Genomic DNA, 25,541 nt, shown 5'->3' with positions numbered 1-25,541 from the left:
GAACGTTCGTATATTTTTTCGAAAAAGGTTATTAAAAAATAAAACACGAACATTAAACAAAAAAACACAAACAAGACTGTTTGTGTTTTTTGTCAACTTTTTTATTTATCACTTAATTTTCTTGGAACGTTTGATCCTTTTCCATCATTTTCACTATAATACCATCTTGATACACCTGATAATATCCGAACAATTCATTCTCTTTTGAGACACTATTCTTTTCAGATATAATTTGAACAACATAACTTCCTTTATTTGACTGCTTAAACGTATAATGAAACGCCGAGTCATTCGTTGGTATCCCTAAACCATTTTGTAAAAATTCAATCGCTTCCTGTTTAGTATAAGATTCTGCTTCTAATTGCGTTCCTAAATGCGGATTTTTTTGATCGACAAATTGTCTTACTTTGTCATTATTAGCAGACTTTTCTATAACGACTTCCTGTTGTGAATCCCTACTTCCTGAACAGCCAGATAATACAAATAAAATCATCAACAACCCCAAACACTTACTCAAAGTTTTCTCCTCCTCTCCCTTTTCATTAGTGATACCTGATGATTTCTTTTATATTTTAGCATGCTTGATATAACGAATGGTGCTCAAAAAAGACAGAATCAACAAGTAAAAATTGTCGACTCACCTTTCTCAACTAATATTAAAAACTATTTGTCTCAATATTTTCGAATTCCCTGTAAATTACTGATAAATAAAAACAGCTCTTTTTGCGTATACTTATATTATCAGCACCTAAAGGAGGAACTTTCTTGAATAAAAAAAATCTACTCACTTATCAATCAATGGCAGCCTTGTTGCTAGTATTCAGTCTCTTTAGTTTTGACCCATCGGTTTCTTTTGCCACCCGTTCTGGAAAAACGCCGGTTTCAGTTGAACTAGAACTTGGAGGGCTGCCTGGCGATGAATCGGTTGACGATGCCATTGATCCTGACTTAGAAAATCCTAACACTAGTTTTGACTTGCTCTTTATTCCGAAAGAATTTACTTTTGAAACCCAAGCGATTTCTGGTGATTTAACGTCAGTTCCTATACGACCTTCTGAAGGCAATACTCATACAATGAGACACTTCGGGATGGGGGATGTTCGCGGAGCCTTAACTGGTTGGCATGTCACTGCTGAAATCCCACACATGCGAAACGAAGCTCATTCTTTACTAGGCATCATTACGTTTCAATTAACAGGCGGCTATGCCCGCTATGACAAAACGTTAAGGCGTTTCTTTATGACAAATACAATGTATGGACTGGATTTTTCAGAAGATCCTGCTGCACCCGACTTCCCGACCAACCCAATTATTATCGGTAACGGTGCGACTTTAATGAGTAACGCTGGTGATAGAAAAGGACAAGGCATGTGGAGTGGCCGCATGACCGATATTTCTCTTGCAATCCAAACCCCTGTTTCACAATTATTTCCTGGCGCATATACAGGTTCGATTATCTGGAATTTAATCTCTGGACCTGCATAAAATAAAAAAAACGCTTAGAAAACTAGCGGAATCACTACTCTTCTAAGCGTTTTTTTATATCATAAGGACTATTTGCTCCTTCTATTTGTCTAAGCATGCTTTACCACTTTTCGTTTAACGAATCACTTGGCCCCAACGGTAATCAAACTGATATTCTTGATTACCATTATTCAGGTTAATTTTGTATAAATAACGCGGGACTTTAATGAATAACGCATCCTCTACTTGAAAAGCTTCAATAGGTACATTTTCTTTAGTTAAAAGCAACGGTGTTTGCCACTCGTATGTTTTTTTCTGCCAATTGTATAAGCCAACTATCGCTTGATTACTTTGTCTTTTCTTGTATGACAGAACATAATAATTTGCTTCATCTTTCTTGCCTAATAAAACTGGTGCTATTAGTTGCTCTTCTAGTTTTCCTTGCACTGTTGTACGCTCTTCCGATGACAGCTTTTGACCAATTTGACTCTCATTTGAATCTACCGTCCATTTAGGCGCTTCTTGTGTTTGAAAGACTTCTTTGAAAGTTGGATATTGTTTTAACTGCCAATTTTTCAAATCTAATTGATAATATCGATTGTTTAATCCATAAATATAGAGATAGCGATTATCCATAAAACGATAATCAACGAAATCAGAGCTTAAATAGTCTTTTAATTCAGGGAATTTCTTCACTAAATCCGCTTCAGAAAACTGTTTTTTCCCTGTTTTTGTATCGAGTAAGTAAATGGCCTCGTTATCAGCATTATTCAAAACCACATATTGATCTGTTTGACCAATTAAATAATCACGCCAACCTAAACGTTTACTCCACATTCGTTCGCCCGTCTGACTATTAACAGAAATCACTTGGAACAATGAGTTACTGGTGCTAATGCCATTCGTTCGTCCATTTGGGATAATCATTCGCTCGATTGAAGTTAAGCCTTTCGTTTTTTCAGAATAAAACGTCGCACTTTTCTCTTCAATCGTTACTGAACGAAACATTCCGAAAAAGATTAAACCAGCAAAATGTACCACTGCAAGATAAACCAACAAAATTAACGCATAGGGAACCAGTCGCCTTGTACTCCGCCTTCTTATTAAGGAAATAACCAAAATACCACTAATTACTATAAAAATAATTGCTACAATGATGACAAAAATATCATGATAAAGCCAACCAGACAATTGCCAACTTCTATAAAGTGTGTCCATTACGCCATCCTTTCCAATTGTTATTTGCTTATTATAAAAAGGATACTATTTTTTTTTGAAAAATAACAACAAAAAGCGACGAGCAGCAATAAGCCCATTCAAGTTGACTAACTAGGTCAACTTGAATGGGCGTGGAGAAATGTGCCTTGTTATTCCGCTTCTTCAATTGCGGACAAAGCTTTTGCAATATCAATTTCTTTATTCCGATAGTCAGCATCATGAACTGGAAAATGCTGCCGCAATTCTGCTGCTTCCATCCACGAAACAGTCCCTTGTTTAATGCCAAAATCAAGAATGTGCCCACCAAATTGGTGATCCTCACTGATAAAGTGCAAATGAAATCCTGCAGCAGAAGCACCATGAAATAATTTAGGTGTAAAGAACCCTACAACTGTTCCCTGAATATTCTCCGCTGTAAATTCAGGTTGATTGCGTGCTGCTTCTACAAATGGTGGATATGGTTTTTCTTGTTTAGGTGCCACACGGACATGCATCTTCGCAAAAAGACCGCTAATTTTAATTGCCGCAAAAAAATTAGGACTAATTTTTTCTAAAATTTGTGCTTTAATATTTTCATCGGTTTCCGTTGATACAGGGAATGCGCCATCTTCTTGAAAACGAGTAACTGCGGCATATGGCGTTAATTCTTCGCCTTCTAAAATAGTAATTTCGCCAGTTTGATTCGCATGATACAATATACCGTCCAATAAAATAATTTCGCCATTTGAGCCTTCTAATGTCCCAATTCCAAAATCACCTTGCGTGAGTAACGTACCAATTTCTGCCGTTCCTGCCATCAAACTTTCCATTAAACCGCCTAGCGTACCATGTTGATAAACATATTGTTCGCTCATTTTTCCATCTCCTAATAAAGTTGATCTGGTAACAATGTTTTACCTAATTCTTGATTATCTGAATAATCCACAGGAACATCAATAATCACTGGGCCTTCTGTTTGCATTCCTTCTTCTAAAGCTGCGGCAAATTCTGCTTGTGAATGTACTCGAACCCCTTTGGCTCCAAAAGCTTCAGCATATTTCACAAAATCAACTGGACCAAAATCTACGCCAGAGGATCGATTATATTTCATTTCTTCTTGGAATTTAACCATATCATAACTACCATCATTCCAAATAATATGCACGATATTTTGCTTTAAACGAACCGCTGTTTCTAATTCTTGCGCCGAAAATAGGAAACCGCCGTCCCCAGAAACAGAGATAATTTGTGTATTCGGACGAACCAGCGCAGCCGAGATTGCCCAAGGCAAAGCGACACCTAATGTTTGCATACCGTTACTAAATAATAAATGACGCGGTTCATAACTTCTAAAGTGGCGAGCCATCCAAATGTAGTGACTCCCTACGTCAACAGTAACTGTCATTTCATTCGTGGTTTTTTCTTGAAGCGTTTGAACAATTTCTAATGGATGTAATCGATTTTCAATTGTACTTGTTTTTACTTCTTTAATCGTTAATTTTTCTTGAAGCGTTTCTAAATAATCTTGCGCATCTTCTGTTAATATTGGTTCACTAAATGCTTCTGATAATTTCAAAATATTTTTAGACATATCACCAATTAGCTCTTCTTCCGGTTGCATATATTGATCAATTTCCATTTGAACTTCATCAATAACAATAACGCGCGCATCTTTTTCTGCGTTCCAATTACGTGCCTCATATTCAATTGGGTCATACCCAATCGCAATCACTAAATCACTTCTTTTTAACAAACGGTCCCCAGGTTGGTTTCGAAATAAACCAACACGCCCAAAGAAATGTTCTTCTAATTCTTTTGAAATAATGCCTGCTCCTTGGAACGTTTCCACGACTGGCAAACCAGTTATAGCAACCAATTCACGAATGGCTGCGGTAACTTTTCGTGCAGAGGCCCGCATTCCTAAAAGTAAAACAGGTAATTTCGCTTGCTTGATTCGTTCAGCTAAAGCTGCGATTGTTTCTGCTGATGCATGGCCCAGTTTCGGAGCCGACAAAGGCTTAATTGCTTCGCCTGTCACCGGACTATCTGTGACATCTTGTGGGATCGATAAGAATGTTGCACCTTTTTTCGCTGTTTTGGCGATACGGTAAGCATTGGCAATATTTTCAGATAATGTTTCTGGATCTTGAATTTCTGTACTGAATTTTGTTATTGGACTAAATAATGCAGCATTATTCATGCTTTGGTGAGTTAATTTTGACAAATCGGACCGTTTTACCTGTCCAGCCAATGCTAAAACAGGGTCCCCTTCTGCAGTCGCAGTTACTAACCCAGTTGCTAAATTGCTGGCACCAGGTCCACTAGTTGCAATAACTAAGCCAGGCTCTCCCGTCAAACGACCAATCCCTTGTGCCATAAAGGCTGCATTTTGTTCATGTCGAGCTAAAATTAATTCTGGGCCTTTATCAACTAATGCATCAAAAACCCCATCAATTTTTGCACCGGGAATCCCAAAAATATAGGGCACTTCGTGATTGATTAAACTTTCTACTATGATATCTGATCCTTTTTTACTCACTGTTATACCTCCAATTAAAATCTGTACTAATTACAAATACAAAAATACCACTAAAATTCTAATTAATCAACAATGAAACACCTTGAAAACGTGTAATATACTAATTCGCATATTTTAATAGAATTGAGATATTTCAAAAGATTAAGCAAAAATAATGCAAAATACCTTAAAGTTTTATAGTCTTTCAACAATTATTATATACTTCTTCACTAAAAATTAGTAAGATTAACTTATAAGAAAAAAATCACAACCTGTGATAAATTATTGGAGGAAAAATATGTCAAAAGGGAAGAAAATTTTTGCCATTATCTTTGGAATTATCTTGGTTCTATTTCTTGCAGTTGTTGGAATGGGAGCAAAACTTTATTGGGATGTTTCTAAATCAATGGATAAAACCTATGAAACAGTAGAACGATCTAAAAAAAGTCAGGTCAATTTAAACAATAAGGAGCCTTTTTCTGTTTTATTATTAGGGATCGATACAGGCGATGATGGGCGTGTCGAGCAAGGTCGTTCGGATACAACAATTGTTGCAACAGTTAACCCTCGTGACAAGCAAACAACCTTAGTCAGTCTTGCTCGCGATACCTATGTTGATATTCCAGGTCAAGGAAAACAAGATAAATTGAATCACGCCTATGCTTTTGGTGGGGCATCTTTAGCAATGGACACAGTTGAAAACTATTTAAATATACCTATTAATCATTATGTTTCAATTAATATGGCTGGTTTAAAAGAATTAGTCAACGCGGTTGGCGGAATCGAAGTGAACAATAATCTGACTTTTTCACAAGACGGATATGATTTTACGATTGGTAAAATTTCATTGGATGGTGAACAAGCACTCTCCTATTCAAGAATGCGTTACGAAGATCCTAATGGTGACTACGGCCGCCAAGAACGGCAAAGAAAAGTGATTGAAGGCATCGTCCAAAAAGTCTTAAGTCTTAATAGCGTGAGCAACTATCAAGAAATTTTAACAGCTGTTTCTGATAATATGAAGACAGATTTAAGTTTTGATGACATGAAAAAAATTGCCTTAGATTATCGCAGTGCCTTTGGTAAAGTGAAACAAGACCAACTTCAAGGTACTGGTTTTATGCAAGATGGTGTTTCCTATCAACGTGTGGATGAACAAGAATTAACTCGTGTCCAACAAGAGTTGAAAAATCAATTGAATACAAAATAAAAATAAAACCCACGAGTACTATAAATACTCATGGGTTTTATTTTCTCTTCTATTAACGTTCTTGTTTTACCGCTTCTAAAGCCGCTGTATTAATAATGTTCCAAGGTTTGTCAAACGCTGGTTGGAAGAAGAAGTCCGCATAGGCTAAGTCTTCAATCGTCATTTTGGCTTGAATCGCTAATGAAATAGCATTAATGTTTGCAGTTAAATCTGCTTTCGACATTAATTGAGCGCCTAAAATTTGTGTTGTTTCAGGATCATACACTAATTTAAACCAAGCTTTTTGTTTGTCTGGATTAAAGTCCATCAAGTAGTCTTCTACTACTGTCACCGCTTTTGTTTCTTTTCCTAATTTTTGAGCCATGACTTCGTTAATCCCTGTTGAAGCAAATTTATAATTAAAGACGGCCAAGCCAGAAGATCCTTGAACACCAGGGAAAGGTTTAACTGGTTCCTCTAGGTTTTTCACAGCAAAGCGACCTTGTTTACGAGCATTCGTTGCTAAAGCAATATTTACTTCTGTGTCTGCAGGATTGTATTTAATTAACGTAGCATCCCCTACTGCAAATACATCTGGCTCACTTGTCCGCATGTATTCATCCGTCTTGATTAGGCCATTCGGATGTAATTCTAAGGTACCTTTTAACCAAGCAGTGTTTGGACGGACGCCAACTGCTACAACGACCAAATCAGCATCGTACGCATTTTTATCTGTAACGACTTTTTGCACACGACCGTCGCCTTCGTAACGTTCAACTGTTTCACCAGTTGCAATGGTAATATTATTAGCTTCCATCTCTTCTGTTAAAACATCTGTAAATTCTTTATCTAGATATACCCCTAATGGACGATCTAAAATGTCAATAACAGTAACCTTTTTACCGGCTTTTGCAAATGCTTCGGCAGCTTCAATCCCAATATAACCACTACCAATCACAACCACATTATTGACTTCTGGATCTACTGTTTTTTGTTTTAATTTAATGGCCCATTGACGACCACGCATCAAGTAAATATTATCCAAATCTTTACCTGGAATATCTAATTCAAATGGGACAGCTCCGGGACTGATGATTAATTTATCATAATTTTCAACACGTTCTTCACCTGACACTAAATCTTTCACTGTCACTTGATGTTCTTTTGGTTGAATCGCTGTAATTTCAGTATTAGAAAAGACATTCACACCACGACTCTCCATTTTTTCGCCAGTCATATAGCGAACAGAATTAACATCTTTCACTTTTCCTTCTAGGTACAACTGCATGCCACAAGACAAGAATGAGATAAAATCACCTTTCTCATACCATTGAATTTCTGCATCAGGATGAAGATTTAGTAATTCCTCTACCGCTTCATAACCTCCATGTGATGATCCTAAAACAATAACTTTCATCGCTCGTTCCTCCCATATAATATTATTTCTTACATAATAAAGAATATCATATATTCTCAAAAAATAACAAGTAATATCCTCTTTTTCATTCTCAATTAAGTTCTTTAAATGAGAATAAAAAGGAGTATCCGCTGTATTTCGCCTCTTTTCAATTACTTTTTTATTTACTAAAAAATAAAAAATACTAAATTCTCCGATACGATTGATAGGGACGCCCCACTTTTAAATAGCTATTTTTACTTTCTAAAAGGTTATTTTTTTCTAGAAACAACACATATTTGCGAACAGAAACATGTGAAAGCTGACTCGCTTCTGATAATTCTTGAATCGTAAAATAGTCGGTAAATTCGTCTATTTTTTTTAACAATAGTTGTAATGTTGCTTGTGTTAGTCCTTTTTCTAAGGATAGGTTTTGAATATCTTGTTCATTTTTACGTGCGTTTGTCTGTGAAGAATGAAACAATTGGTCCACTTTTGTTTGCGAAAGCTCCTCCGTTTCCAGCGTGAATTGAGCAGCTTTTTTCTGATAGTTTTCGATACTTTGTTGAAATCGTTCAAAAGAGAAGGGTTTAACTAAATAGTCTAAAACGCCTAAATGTAAGCTTCGTTTAACATTTTCTAACTCGTTGGCAGCCGTAATCAGGATAACTTCTGTGTCAATTTTTTCATCTCTAATTGTTGCCAGATAGGTCAAGCCATTGCCATCTTTTAAATGAACATCTAATAAAACAAGTGCTGGTTGTTTTTCTTTCGTTAGTTGTAGACCTTCAGCAATTGTTGCCGCCGTAAAAATAGTCGGTTGGTGAATTAATTTTTCAAGATATTTTTGATGTATATATGCAACCATAGGATCGTCTTCAATAATCAATAGGTTCATTTTCCTCTGCTCCTTCGTAATGAACATTTATGCGAAGGACAAGCCAATTGTTTTGTTGGTTTTCCCAAGTCAATGTCGCTTCCCCATTCTCTAATAATCTTGCCAAATAAGAAGTGAAAAACTCTTGTTCAAAGCGTTCCAGTTGTTCTTTTGGATAAGCAAACGAATAAGTCGTCGTCAAACTTCCTGGCTGATAATCAATGGTTTCAATGATCTCTTCTGGTAACGGTTGTTCCATCAGGAAACGATGAATATAACGGTAGATAGCAATCAAATTTTGCGTATCTTCATCTCGTTTATTTGGTGGAATTTCTGGATAAATTTCAATAGCTAATTGTGTTTTAATTTCTGCAAACTTGATTCTTTCCCCACTTAAAAAACCTGCTAAAATAGGATTCCTAACCAAAATAGCTAAGCGCTGTGCAAATTCCTTTTCTGGTTTCAATAAATCGGCTAGATAATGTTTTAGCGCCTCGTAATCTTCTAAATCGACTAAGCCATAAATGACATGCATCTTATTCATAAATTCGTGTGATTGACTTTGTAATGCCGAAGCATATGTCGTTGTGCTGACAAGCTGTTCTGCGACAATAAACGTTTCCGTCGCATTTTTCAGAAAGATAACATGCCCAATTGTTTTTTTACGGACATTAATCGGGGCGATTGAGACGAAATAATCCTGGCCATTTTGACGATAGAATTGCTCTGTTTTTGAATGTACGATTAATTTTTCAGGAGATAAAACCAATGCTGAAAGTTTCTTTCCTAGTAAATTTTCTTCACTATTTGTTATATTATGATACATTTTAGTTGCTTCAATATTTGCTAATAAAATATTTTGATCGGTATCAATCACAAGGATTGCGTCTTTCGTTTCCTCAAGCATGGCATTTCGCTCTTCTAATAGACGAGCAATTTCTCTTGGCTCTAAATCGTGAAGTTGTTTTTTTAAATAATAAGAAACCACGATGGCTAATATAAAGCCAAAACCAACACTTAAAAGGACACTCACTGTGTAATCATTTTTTGTTCGTTCAATCAATTGTGAAAGCGAGGTCATTTTAATGCCCATTGCCACAACCCCAATTTGTTTTCCTTGATCATAGACTGGGACAAAACCTCGTAATGATTCTCCTAAACTCCCTTGACTAACAGATAAATGTTCCTCCCCTTTTAATGCTCGCACTTCATCGCCACCTTCAAAATGCTTACCTATTTTTTGGCGATCAGGATGTGTTAAACGAATCCCCTGCATATTCATAATCACGATAAAATCCAACTGATGGATTTCACCTAAACGAACCGTATACGCTTCCAATTCATCTGAATAGTGATCATTCTTTAAGGCTTCAATAACATTCGGTTCAATAGCCAACTGTTCCCCGACGGCTAAAAGTGCTTGCTCTTGGTTTTTACGAACTTCTTTAATTGTTTGGACCGTCGTTACTCCGTAAAAGAAAGTAATCATAATAATTAATGTTGCAATAAAAATCACTGATAAGAAGCACCATAATTTCCCGCCACGCTTCATTCCATCCCTCTTTTCTCTTCAAATAAAGTATAGCATAGGAAGATTTGGTTAAAAAACTTTTCTTTAGTTAAATTAATTAAATAATCTACTCTACAGAAAACGTTTACATTATGATGAATATAGATTAAAGTTATAGGAGGAAATAGCATGGAAAAGAAATTGCACGCAACAGCTGCTAATGAAACAGATTGGCGCAACAAATTAACCAAAACGAGGATTGGTTCGGTTACGTTACCTGTTTATCTTGTAACAGCTAGCATTATTCTTGTTACGGCTCTATTAGAACAACTACCAGTCAATATGTTAGGTGGTTTTGCCGTAATTTTAACAATGGGTTGGTTACTTGGAACAATTGGTGGAAATATTCCTATTTTGAAACATTTTGGCGGTCCCGCAATTTTATCTTTATTAGTACCATCAATTATGGTCTTTTTCAATTTACTCAACCAAAATGTCTTAGACTCAACAGATATTTTAATGAAACAAGCAAACTTTCTCTACTTCTATATTGCATGTTTGGTCTGTGGAAGTATCCTTGGAATGAACCGCAAAATTTTAGTCCAAGGTTTAATGCGCATGATTGTCCCGATGGCATTAGGAATGATTTTAGCAATGGGCGTTGGGACCCTTGTTGGAACACTGTTAGGTCTCGGTTGGAAACATAGCCTTTTCTATATCGTCACTCCTGTTTTAGCTGGTGGAATCGGTGAAGGTATTCTTCCTTTATCCCTTGGTTATAGTGCCATTACTGGGTTGCCAAGTGAACAATTAGTGGGGCAATTAATTCCCGCAACCATTATTGGTAATTTTTTTGCTATCATGTGTTCAGGTTTACTTAGTCGTTTAGGAGAAAAACGCCCTGAACTTTCTGGACAAGGTCAGTTGATTAAAATTACCAATTCAGATGATTTAAGTGATGCTTTAGAAGAAGACAAAGCACCAATTGATATAAAATTAATGGGTGCTGGTGTTTTAATTGCGTGTACCTTATTTATTACAGGCGGTTTATTACAACACTTAACAGGCTTTCCTGGTCCTGTTTTGATGATTGTTGTCGCAGCCTTTTTAAAATACTTAAACGTAGTACCGAAAGAAACCCAACGCGGATCAAAACAGCTTTATAAATTTATCTCTGGCAATTTTACGTTCCCGTTAATGGTCGGCTTAGGTATGTTATATATTCCTTTAAAAGATGTCGTAGGAATGCTTAGCTGGCAATATTTTGTTGTGGTAATTAGTGTCGTTTTCACTGTTATTGCTACAGGATTTTTCGTTTCACGCTTCATGAATATGAATCCCGTTGAGGCTGCCATTGTCTCCGCTTGTCAGAGTGGTATGGGTGGGACTGGCGATGTAGCTATTTTAAGTACAGCCAATCGAATGAACTTAATGCCGTTTGCACAAGTTGCGACACGTTTAGGCGGTGCCATTACAGTAATAACAATGACTGCTATTTTTAGAATGCTTTTTTAACTATAAGTGAATTATTTAGGAGGAAAATGATATGTCAACAAAAGATGTAAAAGAATTAGCGATTGAGCAAGCAAAAAAATTTGGGGGGAAATTAGAAGTCTGCCCTAAAGTTCCGATTGAAACAAAAGCAGATTTAGGAATTGCCTACACACCAGGTGTTGCGGCTGTTTCTTCTGCCATACATGAAAAAAAAGAACGCGCTTACGAATTAACGACAAAGAAAAACACCGTCGCCGTTATTAGTGATGGTTCAGCAGTTTTAGGTTTAGGTAACATTGGTCCTGAAGCAGCGATGCCTGTCATGGAAGGAAAAGCTGCATTGTTTAAACGCTTTGCTGGTGTGGATTCGATTCCCCTTGTTTTAGATACACAAGATACCGAAGAAATTATTCAAACGGTGAAATTTTTGGCTCCAACCTTTGGGGGAATTAACTTGGAAGATATCAGCGCTCCTCGTTGTTTTGAAATTGAACAGCGTTTAATCGATGAACTAGATATTCCCGTTTTCCATGATGATCAACACGGGACAGCGATTGTTGTTCTAGCGGCTTTGTACAACAGCTTAAAATTAATCAACAAGAAAATAGAGGACATTCATGTGGTAATCAACGGCGGTGGCTCCGCTGGTCTTTCGATCACAAGAAAATTTTTAGCTGCTGGCGTAAAACATATTATCATTGTTGACCGTACAGGGATTCTGAGCGAAACAGATACAGCTCTGCCACCACACCACGCAGAAATTGCGAAGCTAACCAATCGGGAACACCGTACCGGTGATTTAGCTACTGCTCTTGAAGGCGCTGATGTCTTTGTTGGTGTTTCGGCACCAGGTGTTTTAAAACCTGAGTGGATTCAACAGATGAATGAGCAGCCAGTTATTTTTGCAATGGCTAACCCAGTTCCTGAAATTTTTCCTGATGAAGCTTTAGCGGCAGGCGCTTATATTGTCGGAACTGGTCGTAGTGACTTTCCGAATCAAATTAATAATGTGTTAGCCTTCCCTGGTATCTTCCGTGGTGCCTTAGATGCTCGGGCGAAAAAGATTACGATTGAAATGCAAATTGCCGCTGCCAAAGGTATTGCAAAATTGATTCCCGATAATGAACTCACGCCGACCAATATTATTCCCGATCCATTCCAAGAAGGAGTCGCAAAAGTCGTCGCCGAAAGCGTCCGTAACGCTGTCAAAGAATCAAATTAAAAAGAGAAAAAAGGAACAACCTAACTCCTCTTGAGTTAAGTTGTTCCTTTTTAAAATCTGAAACGCTAATCTATTATTTAAAACTGATATTAAACTCTTGCATATCTTTTTCAATATAAGCAAGTAATTTTTTATTTTCAAAGAAACGTGTAAAGTAGTACGCAATACGATAATCTTCAACAGCATCTAGTCCTAGCATTTGTTTATTAAACGCTTTTTCGTATAATAAGCAATCTAAAGAGTAAATAGAACTGTGCGTCCGATTAATTTCGATTCCTTTATCACTTAATTCAATACTCTTTGCATAGTCTTTAATTAATGAATAGAATTTTGCGGTATTATAATAAATACGGCATTGCTCTAATGGATAATCTAATTTGAATTCGCTTAGCAATTGTAAAGATTTATCGTAATAAACTTTTGCTTTTTCAATATCATCTTCTAATTCATATAAAATACCGATCGCATTCATACTCAAAATATTATAAATATTAATATCACGACTAATTTCAGAACCACGATGTAAATAGAACAATGCTTCGCTATTATTTTTCTTACCTAATAAACTCGTAATTCCTTTATAATAGAAAAATTTTGTTTCTAAAATTCTGTTTGAACTTTCGATATCATCTGGATAGTCTTTCAACAAATCATAGGCTTCATCGTGCTTAAAGTAAAAGCATAATTCTTCTACTTTATTTAATAAGCTTTCGAGTTTTTTCTCACTAGAACCTTCGATACATTCTTCTACTTGTAAGTCTAAACGTAGACATACAGATGAGAAAATGTCTAAACTGTCACACACATTTTTGTTTTCAATGTTACTAATTGTTGCTTGTGTACAAATTCCTTTTGCCAATTCAGCTTGCGATAATTTTTTCTTTTTACGCGCTGTTTTGATTTTTTCTCCCGCTACTCTCACAGTCAAAACTCCAATCTTTCTATTTTTTTTGTATTAAACATACCATCATTTTACAGATAATGTTATAATGAAGCTATCATAATAAAGGAGGTGAAATATATGTTTGATTTACTTGCTTTATTAACTGGAATTTCAGTTCGTGGCAATGCACCACACCAATAATTACGTGTTTGTTTAACTGAATTTCTGACGGCTCTACCTATGCCAGTAGGTGGAGCCATTTTTTTATTTAATATTATAAAATTAACAGTATTTCTAAAACCTCACACTTAGTATAACACAAATTATAAATTATGCTAGATAGTTGCCAAATTAACGTCATTACAAGGATGTTACGTTTTTACAACATCTTGTAAAACTAGACAATGCTGTCCTTCTTTATCCACCACACTCAATGATAGTGATAGTATCTTATGATAGAAACAACATGTACATTATAACAATTATTATTAAGAAAGCTACTTCTCAATAGGAGAAGTAGCGCTTCTCTCGTTACAGTTTTACTCTTCTTCTTCAGCCATGAATGTATTGAAAACTTCTTCAATCATATCCCATTCAGCGTCTGTTTCAATTTGCTGTAAATCGCCTTCTGTACCTTCTGCGTTTTCCACATATGAGTAAGCTTGCAATTCAACATCTTCATCCTCAGGAATTCCTGCTGGATATAATAAAACATAATTTTTACCGAATTCTTCTTGACCGTCAACAGTTAGTAGGATCTCGTATAATGTTTCATTTCCTTGTTCGTCTACTAAAGTAATGTGTTCATGTCCTTCGTGATCATGATCGTGGTTGTGTTCTGTCATTCTTCTTCTCTCCCTTGATGTATTCAAAGCTCGATAATTATCGGCTATGTGCATCTAAATAATTTTGTAGAATCATTACTGCCGCTAGTTTATCAATGACTTTCTTTCTTTTGGCTCTTGAAGCATCTGCTTGCTCCACCAAGAAACGCTCTGCTTGGACAGTTGTTAATCGTTCATCTTGATAGTCAACAGGTAATTGAAATAATTCTTGAATCTTATCACCATATGCCATGGATGCTTCAGCTCTAGGACCGATGGAATTATTCATGTTTTTCGGTAAACCTACGACAAATTTCGTGACTTCGTATTCTTTCACCAATTCACCTAATCGCTCAAAGCCGAAGTTCTCTTCCTCTTCATTGATGCGAATAATTTCGATGCCTTGCGCTGTCCAACCTAATAAATCACTAACAGCCACACCGACTGTCCGTGAACCTACATCTAGCCCCATGATCCTCATTTGATATCGATTCCGTGGTTCGCTAAGTAATATTTGGTTAATTCTTCCATGATTTCATCACGTTCATGACGACGAATTAAGTTTCGAGCATCTTGATAACGAGGAATGTAAGCCGGGTCCCCAGAAAGTAAATACCCTACTATTTGGTTAATAGGATTGTATCCCTTTTCTTCTAATGCCCGATATACGGTTTCTAACGTTTCACTGATTGCTTTTTTTCGATTATCATCAAAATCAAAGCGTACTGTTTCGTCTGTAAAACCCATTTTACTACACCTCACTTCTACTTTTATACAATTTCATTTTACTAGAAAAGAACCGAAACTACAAACAAAATTTCTTCTCCTTCTCTCTTTTTTGTTATTTCTTAGTCTTTTATTAATAAAGGCTTCGTAAAAAAATGACAGCCATCGATAATTTTAAAATTATAAAAACAAATACACAACTTTATAAAACAAGAATAAAGGTCTGCTAAATCGCCAGAATATCACCTTTCCCTCCAATTCATTTTGCGAAAAAATCGACGTTTTTCTTTTAAAAACTTTTAAATATCTATGATTAAATAATATCAGCCTTTTAATGTTACAATTCGCTAACAATCTGTTTACGATGTAAATTTTCGATTGCAGCTGTTATTTATTTCCTCTTTTTGGTTCGTTTGTAGTACACTAGAAGAAAATACATAAAGTGAGGCTTGCTCAATGACTCCTGCTCATTTGGATTTACTTTTAGAAACCTGTTTGTTAGCTGGTAAAATTATGATAGAAAGCGATGCAGAAATGTACCGTGTTGAAGATACAATGAGCCGAATTGCGCTTGCTTCTGGCAACTATCGAATGGTTAGCTATGTGACACAAACCGGGTTATTTGTTGGCATAGATGGAACCTCCACGATTCGTATGGTTCAAGTAATGAAACGTGGCATTGATTTAGAAAAAATCTCTCGTGTTAATCAGCTGTCTCGTGCTTATGTGGCTGGTGATTTTTCTTTAGAGGAATTACTGAATAAACTAAAAGTGATAGATAGTGAACACCGCCATTTTCCAATTAGCGCACGCATTGTTAGTGCGGCCGTTGTCAGCGCTACAATTATGATTCTTTTTGGTGGCGTCTGGTCCGATTTATTCTTGACTTTTCTGATTGGTGGTTGCGGCTATAGTCTTTATTATTTTAGTTTAAAGTTTCTCAAGATTAAATTTTTATCTGAATTTTTAGCTTCGCTGTTTATTGGTGCAGCCGCTATTCTTTCAGTCAAATTGGGACTCGGACAATCACAAGATTTAATCATCATTGGTTGTGTCATGCCTTTAGTGCCTGGTGTGCAAATTACCAATGCTCTTCGCGATTTGCTAGCTGGACACTACTTATCGGGTGTTTCTCGTGGGACTGAAGCATTAATGACTTCAGGAATGATTGGTTTTGGCATTGCTTTTGTCTTTCAACTTTTCTATTAAAAGGAGTGACTTACTTGCTAGGAATCGTTTTGGTACAATTTATCTTTAGTTTTTTAGCTTCTGCGGCGTTTGCAATTATTATTAATGTTCCCCGACGATCACTGGTGGCTTGTGGTCTAACTGGTAGTGTAAGCTGGATGCTTTATTGGGTAATCGTTGAAGTTTTTAGTGGAAATGCAGCATTAGGTTCCCTTATCGGTGCTGTCGGTGTTGCGGCAGTAAGCTACCTATTCTCAAAAATATTGAAAATGCCTGTCACGATTTTTAATATTCCTGGTATTGTTCCATTGGTACCTGGTGGCTTAGCTTATCAAGCTGTTCGGAATATCGTAATTGGCAATTATGAAAAAGGCGCCTATTTTACCGTGCAAGCTGTAATGATTGCTGGGGCAATTGCGTTAGGCTTAGTCGCTTCTGAGGTTTTCAATCAGAATATCCGCAGCTTTCGGGAAAAAAGAGAATCTTTGGGTTTTATTCGTCGTAAGCGCAACAAAATTAAAAAATAGACAGCAAAAAAGTTGGTTGCTTCCATTTGATAAGGAAGCAACCAACTTTTTTTAAAAGGAACGATAGACATATTGATTTTTTGGTGCTTGATCTGCTTTGACTTTCTCCACTTGCACAGTTGGTATTTGCCGTTTAAACGGTGGATAATAGGATAACTCAACCGTGCCGGTAATCGTTACCCAATCATTGTTTTGAAATTGCGTATGTTCAGGAAAATGAACCAACAAGCCAAAAACGCCAGAATCAGCGACACAATGAATAATCCCAAAACGGAAGACAAATTGGTCAACACTTTCTTCTCGTTTTGAATTATAGACAAAGCCTTTATAAGAAATCCTTTTCCCTGCAAATTGACTTGGATAATTATAGATTAATTCCATAATTTCCAAATAGTTTTCATCCGTAATTGAAATCACAGATTGTCCATCATATTGTTTCATGGCTTTTGCCATCTGCTTGTCATAATCCGTCTTATTGAAATACATACTTGTATCAGGTTTCAAATATTGCGTTTGCATATCAGGATCCCCTACTGATTCTTTACTTACTGGAAAGTTAAAGCCTTTTGCTTCAACAATTGTTGTGTCTAAACTAACTGTCGGAAATAATAAGCCAACAATCAACGGTAAAGAAAGTAGTAGATAGGCAAGCCCTCTTTGGCTGGGTTTTTCCAAATTATGCTGATGGCCATGATGTTCATGTCCCCCATGTTGGTGCATGTCTTCATGTTTTTTTTGCATTGATGGATCTGCTTGGTTCCACAAAATCAATTGGACAATCGCCATAATAAAAGCTAAAACCATTGATAAAACAGCTAAGTAATTATAATGAATATTGATATATTGGTTCAGTTCACCTGAAATTTGAAGATACATCATCAACCCCATATATCCAATTAAAATAATAAATCGTATCATCGATTGTAGGCCTCCTTTCTAAACTACTGCCGCATAAATAGTTACGACAAGCGCCACTATCAAAACAAATTGTACAATGAATGACATCTTAAAATAACGTTTCATCATCAATAAATTTTTAATATCTACCATTGGACCAAAAACTAAGAAGGCGACAATTGGTCCTGTGCCAAACAAACTCAAAAGAGAAGAACCAATAAATGCATCTGCTTCTGAACAAAGTGATAGAGTGGCAGCGATGACTAGCATGACTAGAATCGCTAAAATCTTTGAATGGCCCAATTGCATAAGCGCACCAGTTGGAATATAGGTTTGCATGATTGCTGCTAACAAAGAACCAAAAATTAAATAACGACCCGTATCAAAAAATTCATCAATACTATGGGTTAACGCTGACCAGCCATTTTTCCAAAATGAACGAGCTTCATCAACGTGTTCATGCGTATGAGCAACCTGCTCTTCTTTAATCTGCGCCAACTCTTTTTCTGTTAAAATTGATTCTTTTCGAAAATAAGCTAACCAAATGCCGATAACCCACGCGACAATCATACTACCTAAAACTCGCCAAATCACAAATTTTGTTGCGCCACTAAAGGCTACGTATGTTGAGAATAGCACAATTGGATTAATGATTGGTGCCGTTAACATAAAAGCAAAAGCGGTATGTGTTGGTACATCTTTTTTAACAAATTGATGCACAATTGGTACAATCCCACATTCACAAGAAGGGAAGAAAAACCCTAGGAAACTCCCTACACAAATTGATAAAAATTTATTTTTAGGTAACACTTTTTTTACTCGTTCTGGTGTTAAAAAAACATGTAAAGCGCCTGAAATCAAGCAACCTAACATGACAAAAGGCAATGCTTCGATAATAATCGAAAGAAAAATAGTGCTCATCTGTAAAACAGAGTTTGGTAAAAATTGAAACATCATAGACCTCCCACTAGTAAAAATCTAGTTAACTATACTCCTAACACCAGACAAACACAAGTATTTGTCAAAAAATTAACTAAGAGTTTAAAAGTATTATCACCGATGTCTCTGTCAAACCAGCTGGATAAAAGAACAAAAAATGAGCATGGGACAAAAATCACTTTGGATTTTTGCTCCACGCTCAAAAACTGATAAACCACCATTATTCTAAATTTGAAATAACTCTGAGGCTGAATCGGGGTCTGTATCATATACCTTAAATGCTTCACCGACGCCTAAATCCTTTTGCTTCAAAGTAGACTCCATTGCCATTCGCGCATGAAGTTTCGTATTATTTTCTTTGCTAAGATGACCTAAATAAATGCGTTTTGTTTTATCACCTAATACATCCGCCATCACAAGAGCACCATCATCATTGGATAAATGGCCTTTATCTCCTAAAATCCGTTGTTTAAGACTCCATGGATAAGGTCCTGCTCGCAAAATTTCAATTTCATGATTGCTTTCGACTAAATAAGCATCTGCGTTTTCAATCGTGCCACGAATATGATCGCTACAATAACCTGTATCCGTTAGAACAACAAAGGAACGATTATTGCGATGAAAACGATAAAATTGAGGCGCAATCGCATCATGTGAGACACCAAAACTTTCAATGTCCATATCTCCCAAGGTCAAAACTTTGCCCATTTCAAAAATATGTTTTTGAGCGACATCGACTTTGCCAATCATGGGATCCATCGCTTGCCACGTTTTTTCATTAGCATAAACATCTAACTTATATTTTCGCGCTAACACGCCAACGCCGTGAATGTGATCCCGATGTTCATGTGTAACTAAAATCGCATCTAAATCTTCTGGTTTGCGATTGACTTCTGCTAACAGTGAAGTGATTTTTTTGCCACTTAAACCCGCATCTACTAATACTTTCTTTTGGTTGGTTTCAATAAAAAGGGAATTGCCTGTACTGCCACTGGCAAGAACACTGATATTAAAAGCAAACTCTGAATCCATTTAAAACTCTTCCCTTCTACATTACAACATTAACGTGTTTCATTATACAACGGACCTTAATGTTTTTCCACCTTTGGCACAGTATTATTTGTGATGATGGTATTACTTACGGCATTCACCTGTTCAATTTCAACTGAATCTTCACCAGTAGAAATTCCTACAAACCAGACTGGAACGTATACATTTTTCTCACGAATTTTATAAATTCTTGAATAGGCCAATTTAATGAATGTTATTTTGGAATTACTAGGAATCCGGTTATTCATATAGAGCGTGTCTATCGCATCACGATTGGAATATAAATCCGTTTTGTCTCGTAACTCTTCAATATTTTCAATGTGCGTTTGCGAATATTTACTAATTTTCCATAATTCACCTGACGTATCTGCTAAAATACTTAATTTTGCCGTGTCGTCTCTAAAGGGAATTCCTTTATATGATTGTGCAGCCACAATTTCTGCCGTCGGCTCTTTTAAATGAGAAAATTCTGGTAAGTATTGATATTCGTCTCCGAATAATAAAGCATTTTTTTCATTTAAGAAGGTACTTAAATCTTTATCAATTTTCTTAGGATCAATAAAATAGTTTTTACTAGGTACACTCGTTAAAGTATTATCCGCAATTTGCAGCCCATTTCTCAAAAAGTTTTTATTCTTTTCACGTTGGATTTTTAAAGCAGCAGAAAAATTGGTTTGTTCGCCACTTAAATAATAGCCTTCCAATCGTTCTGAAGAAAGTGTCCCTTTATACGAGATGTTATCTTTTTCCAACCGACTTTCAATCGATTCTGTTTGGCTGGAAGAAGAGACGTTGCTCTCCTCTTGTTGACCTTCCCGATAAATTCCAAATAAAAAGATATTTAATCCTAAAAATGCTAAGAAGAAAATCCACTCAATTCGTTTAAAATCCATTAGCCCACCTCCAAGCTTGGTAATTGTTTTACCAAGTCCGTTGCAGTGTACCAATTGTTGTTATAAAGGACATACCATTCCGGACTTAAATCAACGACTTGTTTGACTTCTTCAATTGTCTGCCACGTATAACCGATAACAGCCGATTGGATTTTTTCCTTTTTAGCACCAGCCGTTTCTAAACGCTTAATCAATTTTTCCGTGCTTTCCAGCGTCACTTCTTCTTCTGAAGGAATCGGCACTTGGATTGTATTCACACTTGTGTTAATGGTTACGCTTGGTGCAGCACCATCGTTGTTCGTGATGCGAATATCCACTTGGCCTTTTAAATCATTACTGAACACTGGGAAACCTTCCACAAAAGTCCGATAATTGACACTATCTTTCGTTCGATCAAAGTAACGTAAATTCCCCATATTGGTTCCTAAACGTTTTACATAAGAAAAGCTTTGATTATAGATTGAGTCCCGTTTATTCTCTTCTGGCAAGGTCCCTTTAAAATCGATTTTCCCCAGTTTTTCTTCTGCAAACAATCGTTCTTCTTTACTCGTATAGGTTAAGTCTTGACTGTCTTCATTGGTTTGGATATCTTCCGTTTCATTGAAAAAAGCATTCCTAAAACGAGTAACTGGTTGCGAAGCTAAGATATAACTGTACTTTTTCAACTTCATATCATTGGTTAAATAACATTGCCCTTGTTTGGTTAGCGTATTTTCGGAAACGTCTTGATATTGTAATCCCTCTTTATTGATAATTCCCATTAAGCGCGCCTTATTGACAGTCATAGGTGCTTCATAGACGTTGGCTTGATCATAATCTAAAAAACGTATCTTATTTTCGTTAAAATCCAATTGAATTTTCGTAAAATACTGGTCCGTCAACTCATTAAAGTTAGTAAAATTAATGGATAGATTATAAATCGAAGCATAGTCCGAGATTAAAAAGGGACCTTGATAAAGAAGTTCAATGCCTTGTTCCATTTGGTTGTAGCGCTTAAGTTGCTCTGCATTTTTTGTCACAACTTGTGTCAATTTACCAAACGTAGCCATTTTAATATCATTTTGAACATTACTAATTAATGTTTCACGATTACTTTGCATCGCTTTTCCATCAGTTATTCGAATCAATTGCAAAGGTAAATAGACATCGCCAATGGCTTTTTCATTGACAGCTGTTGTGACTTGGCTTCCCGACTTCATTTCTGGTATTTTTTTGGCAGAATTCAGCCAGATATTGACTGAAAAATATATACTTAAAATGACCATCAAAATCAAGCCAATTCTTGTAATCCATTCTGATAATTTCATCATTCCCACCAATCCTCTTCATAAGGTTCATATGGTAGTGAAATATAGAAAGTCGATCCTTCACCTTCTGTACTTTCCACCCAAATACTCCCGTTATGGGCCCGAATTACTTCTTTAGAAATTGCTAAACCTAAACCAGTCCCACCTTGTGCTCGCGCACGTGCTTTATCCACACGATAAAAACGTTCGAAGACTTTCCCGAGATCTTTTTTAGGGATGCCCAAACCTTGGTCCGAGATACTAAAGACGACATTATTATGTGTTTCAACTAGTCGGCAGGTAATGACGCCGCCATCTGGCGAATACTTAATCGCATTGTTCAAAATGTTGTCTAAAACCTGAATTACTTTGTCTGTATCTAATTCTACCCATAAATCGCGTTTAGTAAATTCACGGCGAATTTTGTAATTTTTTTGCTCATTTTCAATCATCATATCAAAGCGATCCAAGACAAAATTAATCAATTCGTTAAAATTCACATATTCTAATTGAAGATGTGTATTCCCAGAGTCCATCCGAGATAAATTTAACAAATCATTAATCATACGAATCATCCGGTCGGTTTCTTCTAACGTGACTTTTAAGAAATTCGGCGCAATCTCAGGGTTTTCCCAAGCTCCTTCACTTAAAGCCTCTATATAACTACGCATACTTGTCAAAGGCGTTCGCAACTCATGAGAAACATTGGAAACAAATTCCCGTCTTTCCCGTTCGTTTTTTTCCTGTTCTGTGACGTCATGCAGTACGCAAACTAAGCCAGTAATAAATCCTGATTCCCGACGAATCATCGTAAAGTCTACCCGGATAATCATTTGGTCTTCTTCACGATCAGACGTTGAGCGATCAATCAGCAGTTCATCTGGCTCTTCTAACAGCTTCCGCAATGTGTAATCTTCTTCAATATCTAACAACTCTAATAACGAGGTCCCAATCACATTTTCATTTTTTACATTTAATAATGAAAGGGCCATTTCATTAATCGTAATCACCTTTCCGCGGCGATCCGTCGCAATGACACCATCTGTCATATGCGTTAAGACACTATCTAAACGATTTCTTTCTGCTTCCATTGTTTCTTGTGCTTCTTCAATCCGTTCTGATAATTGATTAAATGTTTCTGCTAATTGGCCTAATTCATCTTTTCCATGGACTTCTACTTTTCCAGCGTAATCACCACGAGCGATTCGAATGGCTTGCTCACGCATTTCACCAATCGGCTTCGTGATTGATCGTGCAATCAGTAAGGTCACAATAATCGAGATTGCTGCGGCAATAATAGAAGCAGTGAAAAAGATACTTGCTGTGTTAGTAATTTCTTGGTATTTATTTTCTAAATTACTTTTCACATAAAGGACACCAATCACTGTTTCTCCAGTAGGCGATTGAATCGGCTGGACATTCACATACACGCGTTTATCATTATCTAAAGCTTGATATTTTTTACTCGTAAAGTCATTTAAATCACGATAATCATTCTTTTTCCCAATAATATTTTGTTGATTTAAATCATTGGTTGCCCGAATAATCCCTTTATCATCGACAATTCTCGCTTCAGAAATATCTGCATTTGAAAAATCAGATAATGCTTTTTTTAAATTTGCATCAACATCACTACGTTCGAGATCTTTATTGCTCATCTGCGTACTTAACGTGTTTGACAATTGGACAACTTGGGAATCCATATTTTTTTTAAAATCGGAAATTGTAGTGGCTTCCAATTCACGAATGAAATAGCCACCAATGATTTGAATCGCAATCAGTAACAGCAGAATAAATGATAACGCAATCTTAAAATTAACAGATTGAAAAAAGTGAACTTTTTTCTTCATACCTGATTACTCCTGTTCAGGATTTCTTAGATAATAACCAACCCCACGACGAGTAACTAAATACGTTGGATGACTTGGACTATCTTCAATTTTTTCTCTTAAACGACGCACGGTTACGTCCACTGTCCGCACATCCCCAAAATAATCATAACCCCAAACGGTTTGTAATAAATGTTCACGAGTCATCACTTGTCCGATATGTTTTGCTAAGTAATAAAGTAACTCAAATTCACGGTGGGTTAATTCAATTTTTTCACCCCGTTTTGAGACCATGTATGCATCAGGATGAATGGTTAAATCACCAATCGTTAATTCAGATTGTGTTGTCACCTCGGCTTCTTTCGCATTGGTTGCACCTCGCCGTAAATTGGCTTTGACACGAGCAACTAATTCACGATTTGAAAATGGTTTCGTTACATAGTCATCGGCTCCTAATTCCAATCCTAAAACCTTATCAATTTCAGAATCTTTTGCAGTCACCATAATGATTGGCATATCATGTGTTTTGCGCACTTCTCGCGCGACTTCTAAGCCATCCATTTTAGGGAGCATTAAGTCTAAAATAATTAAGTCTGGTTCCACTTCTTCCACTTTTTCAAGTGCTTCTTCTCCATCATAAGCAGTAAATACTTCATATCCTTCTTTAACCAAATTATATTTAACGATCTCTGAAATTGGCTTCTCGTCATCAACTACTAAAATTTTCTTCACAAAGAGACACCTCTTTTTCCTTCTAATCTTATTTGATACTTTCCTATTATACCTTATTTTGATGATGTTTTCATCTTTGGTTAAAAATGCGCCTTTAGGTTCTCCTAGTATAACAAAAAAAGAATCTCTGACAACAATTGACGCTTGTTATCAAAGATTCTTCTTCCGCTAATCTATTCTTCCGTATCTAAGACGAATTTTGCTACAAGAGCGGCTAATAATCCACCAATTAATGGCGCAACGATAAAAATCCACAACTCAGATAACGCTGAACCACCCGCAAAAACGGCTGGCGCGATGCTACGAGCTGGGTTGACAGAAGTTCCTGTCAAAGGAATACCGACTAAGTGAATCATTGTTAATGTTAACCCAATTACGATTCCTGCTAATGAAGCATTGCCTTTCTTAGCACTTGTAACTGTCATGACAACTAAAACAAAAATAAATGTTAAAATAATTTCGACTGTCAATGCACCAGCAACACTTAATTCCCCTACGCCATTTTGACCTAAGTTCTCAATACTTTTACCAGCACCTTTTAGAATGCTTAATAATGCAAATGAGGCAATCAAGCCACCAACAATTTGTCCCACTACATAGTAGATTAGTTCCATTGTTGTTATTCGTTTATTAAGCCACATTCCTATAGAAACAGCTGGGTTTAGATGTGCACCTGAAATTGTGCCAATACTATAGGCAGCAGCAACGATTGTTAACCCAAATGCTAAGGCAATCCCCGTTGTTCCAATCCCTTCCATACCATTTCCTAGAACGGCTGTTCCTGTCCCAAAAAAGACAAGAATAAATGTTCCTAAACATTCTGCTATTGCTTTTTTCACAAAAAATTCCCCCTTTGTAGACAAATTGTAACACATTCGTGAAATTTTCAATATAATTTTC

The 25,541-nt window shown here is 36.4% G+C and carries 25 protein-coding genes; 6 read left to right on the top strand and 19 right to left on the bottom strand.

Translation table 11 applies throughout. The features are described 5' to 3' along the window. Positions 1-112: 112 nt before the first annotated feature. Complete coding sequence (locus IGL93_RS04845) at positions 113-493, bottom strand: hypothetical protein (protein WP_002393185.1); 381 nt, start codon at positions 491-493, stop codon at positions 113-115. 230 nt (positions 494-723) lie between these two features. Between IGL93_RS04845 and IGL93_RS04840 the strand changes: the two genes are divergently transcribed. Beyond that, positions 724-1,485, top strand: a complete 762-nt coding sequence (locus IGL93_RS04840) for a WxL domain-containing protein (RefSeq protein ID WP_025192058.1) — start codon at positions 724-726, stop codon at positions 1,483-1,485. 114 nt (positions 1,486-1,599) lie between these two features. Here IGL93_RS04840 and IGL93_RS04835 read toward each other — a convergent pair whose 3' ends face one another. The 3 genes from IGL93_RS04835 to alsS all read right to left on the bottom strand — a co-directional run bounded on the left by IGL93_RS04835 (position 1,600) and on the right by alsS (position 5,200). Continuing rightward, positions 1,600-2,682 carry a PA2928 family protein gene (locus IGL93_RS04835; protein ID WP_010775759.1) on the bottom strand — a complete coding sequence of 361 codons (1,083 nt, stop codon included), beginning with the start codon at positions 2,680-2,682 and terminating at the stop codon, positions 1,600-1,602. A gap of 149 nt (positions 2,683-2,831) precedes the next feature. Continuing rightward, entirely contained in the window at positions 2,832-3,536 is a 705-nt protein-coding gene (gene budA, locus IGL93_RS04830) for an acetolactate decarboxylase (RefSeq protein WP_002366507.1), read from the bottom strand. An 11-nt stretch (positions 3,537-3,547) separates the two neighbouring features. Beyond that, complete coding sequence (gene alsS, locus IGL93_RS04825; RefSeq protein WP_002357923.1) at positions 3,548-5,200, bottom strand: acetolactate synthase AlsS; 1,653 nt, start codon at positions 5,198-5,200, stop codon at positions 3,548-3,550. Between the two features lie 277 nt (positions 5,201-5,477). Here alsS and IGL93_RS04820 point away from each other — a divergent pair, with 277 nt between their 5' ends. Beyond that, positions 5,478-6,389, top strand: coding sequence for an LCP family protein (locus tag IGL93_RS04820; RefSeq protein WP_002385983.1), 912 nt, complete (start codon positions 5,478-5,480; stop codon positions 6,387-6,389). 52 nt (positions 6,390-6,441) lie between these two features. Here IGL93_RS04820 and IGL93_RS04815 read toward each other — a convergent pair whose 3' ends face one another. The 3 genes from IGL93_RS04815 to IGL93_RS04805 all read right to left on the bottom strand — a co-directional run bounded on the left by IGL93_RS04815 (position 6,442) and on the right by IGL93_RS04805 (position 10,193). Then, positions 6,442-7,785, bottom strand: coding sequence for an NADH peroxidase (locus tag IGL93_RS04815; protein ID WP_010775757.1), 1,344 nt, complete (start codon positions 7,783-7,785; stop codon positions 6,442-6,444). Positions 7,786-7,969: 184 nt separating this feature from the next. Beyond that, a complete protein-coding gene (locus IGL93_RS04810; RefSeq protein ID WP_010775756.1) occupies positions 7,970-8,662 on the bottom strand; it encodes a response regulator in 693 nt (230 codons plus the stop codon). After that, on the bottom strand, positions 8,643-10,193 hold the full coding sequence (locus tag IGL93_RS04805) for a Spo0B domain-containing protein (protein WP_010775755.1): 1,551 nt from the start codon (positions 10,191-10,193) through the stop codon (positions 8,643-8,645). The genes IGL93_RS04810 and IGL93_RS04805 overlap by 20 nt, the downstream gene beginning before the upstream one ends. A 147-nt stretch (positions 10,194-10,340) precedes the next feature. On the opposite strand from IGL93_RS04805, the gene IGL93_RS04800 reads away from it, so the two are divergent. After that, on the top strand, positions 10,341-11,666 hold the full coding sequence (locus tag IGL93_RS04800; protein WP_284954784.1) for a 2-hydroxycarboxylate transporter family protein: 1,326 nt from the start codon (positions 10,341-10,343) through the stop codon (positions 11,664-11,666). 31 nt (positions 11,667-11,697) lie between these two features. After that, entirely contained in the window at positions 11,698-12,867 is a 1,170-nt protein-coding gene (locus IGL93_RS04795; RefSeq protein ID WP_010775754.1) for an NAD(P)-dependent malic enzyme, read from the top strand. 73 nt (positions 12,868-12,940) lie between these two features. Here the strand turns inward: IGL93_RS04795 and IGL93_RS04790 are convergent, their stop codons facing one another. The 4 genes from IGL93_RS04790 to ireB all read right to left on the bottom strand — a co-directional run bounded on the left by IGL93_RS04790 (position 12,941) and on the right by ireB (position 15,321). Next, on the bottom strand, positions 12,941-13,789 hold the full coding sequence (locus IGL93_RS04790; RefSeq protein WP_002382173.1) for a helix-turn-helix domain-containing protein: 849 nt from the start codon (positions 13,787-13,789) through the stop codon (positions 12,941-12,943). A gap of 500 nt (positions 13,790-14,289) precedes the next feature. Then, positions 14,290-14,595, bottom strand: coding sequence for a DUF1292 domain-containing protein (locus IGL93_RS04785; RefSeq protein ID WP_002357933.1), 306 nt, complete (start codon positions 14,593-14,595; stop codon positions 14,290-14,292). A gap of 37 nt (positions 14,596-14,632) precedes the next feature. Continuing rightward, positions 14,633-15,055 carry a Holliday junction resolvase RuvX gene (gene ruvX, locus IGL93_RS04780; protein WP_002357936.1) on the bottom strand — a complete coding sequence of 141 codons (423 nt, stop codon included), beginning with the start codon at positions 15,053-15,055 and terminating at the stop codon, positions 14,633-14,635. Then, positions 15,052-15,321, bottom strand: coding sequence for a regulatory phosphoprotein IreB (gene ireB / locus IGL93_RS04775; RefSeq protein WP_002357937.1), 270 nt, complete (start codon positions 15,319-15,321; stop codon positions 15,052-15,054). The genes ruvX and ireB overlap by 4 nt, the downstream gene beginning before the upstream one ends. A gap of 435 nt (positions 15,322-15,756) precedes the next feature. Between ireB and IGL93_RS04770 the strand changes: the two genes are divergently transcribed. Together IGL93_RS04770 and IGL93_RS04765 are read left to right on the top strand one after the other, a co-directional pair. Continuing rightward, the gene (locus IGL93_RS04770; RefSeq protein ID WP_002357938.1) at positions 15,757-16,509 is read left to right on the top strand and encodes a threonine/serine exporter family protein; all 753 of its coding nucleotides are present in this window, start codon (positions 15,757-15,759) and stop codon (positions 16,507-16,509) included. A 5-nt stretch (positions 16,510-16,514) separates the two neighbouring features. Beyond that, on the top strand, positions 16,515-17,015 hold the full coding sequence (locus tag IGL93_RS04765) for a threonine/serine exporter family protein (protein WP_002382172.1): 501 nt from the start codon (positions 16,515-16,517) through the stop codon (positions 17,013-17,015). A 51-nt stretch (positions 17,016-17,066) separates the two neighbouring features. Here IGL93_RS04765 and IGL93_RS04760 read toward each other — a convergent pair whose 3' ends face one another. The 8 genes from IGL93_RS04760 to IGL93_RS04725 form a co-directional block, all read right to left on the bottom strand. Beyond that, the gene (locus tag IGL93_RS04760) at positions 17,067-17,933 is read right to left on the bottom strand and encodes a TIGR03943 family putative permease subunit (protein ID WP_002357940.1); all 867 of its coding nucleotides are present in this window, start codon (positions 17,931-17,933) and stop codon (positions 17,067-17,069) included. 18 nt (positions 17,934-17,951) lie between these two features. Next, positions 17,952-18,866 (bottom strand): permease, encoded by a 915-nt coding sequence (locus IGL93_RS04755; RefSeq protein WP_002357942.1) that lies wholly within the window; start codon positions 18,864-18,866, stop codon positions 17,952-17,954. Positions 18,867-19,076: 210 nt separating this feature from the next. After that, positions 19,077-19,883: an MBL fold metallo-hydrolase gene (locus tag IGL93_RS04750; protein WP_002357943.1), complete on the bottom strand. Its 807-nt coding sequence runs from the start codon at positions 19,881-19,883 to the stop codon at positions 19,077-19,079. A 56-nt stretch (positions 19,884-19,939) separates the two neighbouring features. Further along, positions 19,940-20,794 carry a two-component system regulatory protein YycI gene (locus IGL93_RS04745; RefSeq protein ID WP_002365516.1) on the bottom strand — a complete coding sequence of 285 codons (855 nt, stop codon included), beginning with the start codon at positions 20,792-20,794 and terminating at the stop codon, positions 19,940-19,942. After that, the gene (locus tag IGL93_RS04740; protein ID WP_002385989.1) at positions 20,794-22,104 is read right to left on the bottom strand and encodes a YycH family regulatory protein; all 1,311 of its coding nucleotides are present in this window, start codon (positions 22,102-22,104) and stop codon (positions 20,794-20,796) included. The genes IGL93_RS04745 and IGL93_RS04740 overlap by 1 nt, the downstream gene beginning before the upstream one ends. Continuing rightward, positions 22,101-23,930 (bottom strand): cell wall metabolism sensor histidine kinase WalK, encoded by a 1,830-nt coding sequence (walK, locus tag IGL93_RS04735; protein WP_002357946.1) that lies wholly within the window; start codon positions 23,928-23,930, stop codon positions 22,101-22,103. The genes IGL93_RS04740 and walK overlap by 4 nt, the downstream gene beginning before the upstream one ends. Positions 23,931-23,936: 6 nt before the next feature. Further along, positions 23,937-24,641 carry a response regulator YycF gene (yycF, locus tag IGL93_RS04730; RefSeq protein WP_002357947.1) on the bottom strand — a complete coding sequence of 235 codons (705 nt, stop codon included), beginning with the start codon at positions 24,639-24,641 and terminating at the stop codon, positions 23,937-23,939. A gap of 173 nt (positions 24,642-24,814) precedes the next feature. Continuing rightward, positions 24,815-25,516, bottom strand: a complete 702-nt coding sequence (locus IGL93_RS04725; RefSeq protein WP_002390101.1) for an MIP/aquaporin family protein — start codon at positions 25,514-25,516, stop codon at positions 24,815-24,817. Between the last annotated feature and the right edge of the window lie 25 nt (positions 25,517-25,541).

It is taken from the genome of Enterococcus sp. DIV1328a, from assembly GCF_050536905.1.
In the GTDB taxonomy this organism is placed as follows: Bacteria; Bacillota; Bacilli; order Lactobacillales; family Enterococcaceae; genus Enterococcus; species Enterococcus faecalis.
The sequence above is the reverse complement of the archived record's forward strand: the minus strand, read 5'-3'. Positions and strand labels throughout refer to the sequence as shown.

Excerpts from the sequence above, each read along its gene's own strand:
- IGL93_RS04845 (WP_002393185.1), bottom strand. The coding sequence starts at position 493 with ATGATTTTATTTGTATTATCTGGCTGTTCAGGAAGTAGGGATTCACAA.
- IGL93_RS04835 (WP_010775759.1), bottom strand. The coding sequence starts at position 2,682 with ATGGACACACTTTATAGAAGTTGGCAATTGTCTGGTTGGCTTTATCAT.
- budA (WP_002366507.1), bottom strand. The coding sequence starts at position 3,536 with ATGAGCGAACAATATGTTTATCAACATGGTACGCTAGGCGGTTTAATG.
- IGL93_RS04820 (WP_002385983.1), top strand. The coding sequence starts at position 5,478 with ATGTCAAAAGGGAAGAAAATTTTTGCCATTATCTTTGGAATTATCTTG.
- IGL93_RS04815 (WP_010775757.1), bottom strand. The coding sequence starts at position 7,785 with ATGAAAGTTATTGTTTTAGGATCATCACATGGAGGTTATGAAGCGGTA.
- IGL93_RS04810 (WP_010775756.1), bottom strand. The coding sequence starts at position 8,662 with ATGAACCTATTGATTATTGAAGACGATCCTATGGTTGCATATATACAT.
- IGL93_RS04805 (WP_010775755.1), bottom strand. The coding sequence starts at position 10,193 with ATGAAGCGTGGCGGGAAATTATGGTGCTTCTTATCAGTGATTTTTATT.
- IGL93_RS04800 (WP_284954784.1), top strand. The coding sequence starts at position 10,341 with ATGGAAAAGAAATTGCACGCAACAGCTGCTAATGAAACAGATTGGCGC.
- IGL93_RS04795 (WP_010775754.1), top strand. The coding sequence starts at position 11,698 with ATGTCAACAAAAGATGTAAAAGAATTAGCGATTGAGCAAGCAAAAAAA.
- IGL93_RS04785 (WP_002357933.1), bottom strand. The coding sequence starts at position 14,595 with ATGACAGAACACAACCACGATCATGATCACGAAGGACATGAACACATT.
- ruvX (WP_002357936.1), bottom strand. The coding sequence starts at position 15,055 with ATGAGGATCATGGGGCTAGATGTAGGTTCACGGACAGTCGGTGTGGCT.
- ireB (WP_002357937.1), bottom strand. The coding sequence starts at position 15,321 with ATGGGTTTTACAGACGAAACAGTACGCTTTGATTTTGATGATAATCGA.
- IGL93_RS04770 (WP_002357938.1), top strand. The coding sequence starts at position 15,757 with ATGACTCCTGCTCATTTGGATTTACTTTTAGAAACCTGTTTGTTAGCT.
- IGL93_RS04760 (WP_002357940.1), bottom strand. The coding sequence starts at position 17,933 with ATGATACGATTTATTATTTTAATTGGATATATGGGGTTGATGATGTAT.
- IGL93_RS04755 (WP_002357942.1), bottom strand. The coding sequence starts at position 18,866 with ATGTTTCAATTTTTACCAAACTCTGTTTTACAGATGAGCACTATTTTT.
- IGL93_RS04750 (WP_002357943.1), bottom strand. The coding sequence starts at position 19,883 with ATGGATTCAGAGTTTGCTTTTAATATCAGTGTTCTTGCCAGTGGCAGT.
- IGL93_RS04745 (WP_002365516.1), bottom strand. The coding sequence starts at position 20,794 with ATGGATTTTAAACGAATTGAGTGGATTTTCTTCTTAGCATTTTTAGGA.
- IGL93_RS04740 (WP_002385989.1), bottom strand. The coding sequence starts at position 22,104 with ATGATGAAATTATCAGAATGGATTACAAGAATTGGCTTGATTTTGATG.
- walK (WP_002357946.1), bottom strand. The coding sequence starts at position 23,930 with ATGAAGAAAAAAGTTCACTTTTTTCAATCTGTTAATTTTAAGATTGCG.
- IGL93_RS04725 (WP_002390101.1), bottom strand. The coding sequence starts at position 25,516 with ATGTGTTACAATTTGTCTACAAAGGGGGAATTTTTTGTGAAAAAAGCA.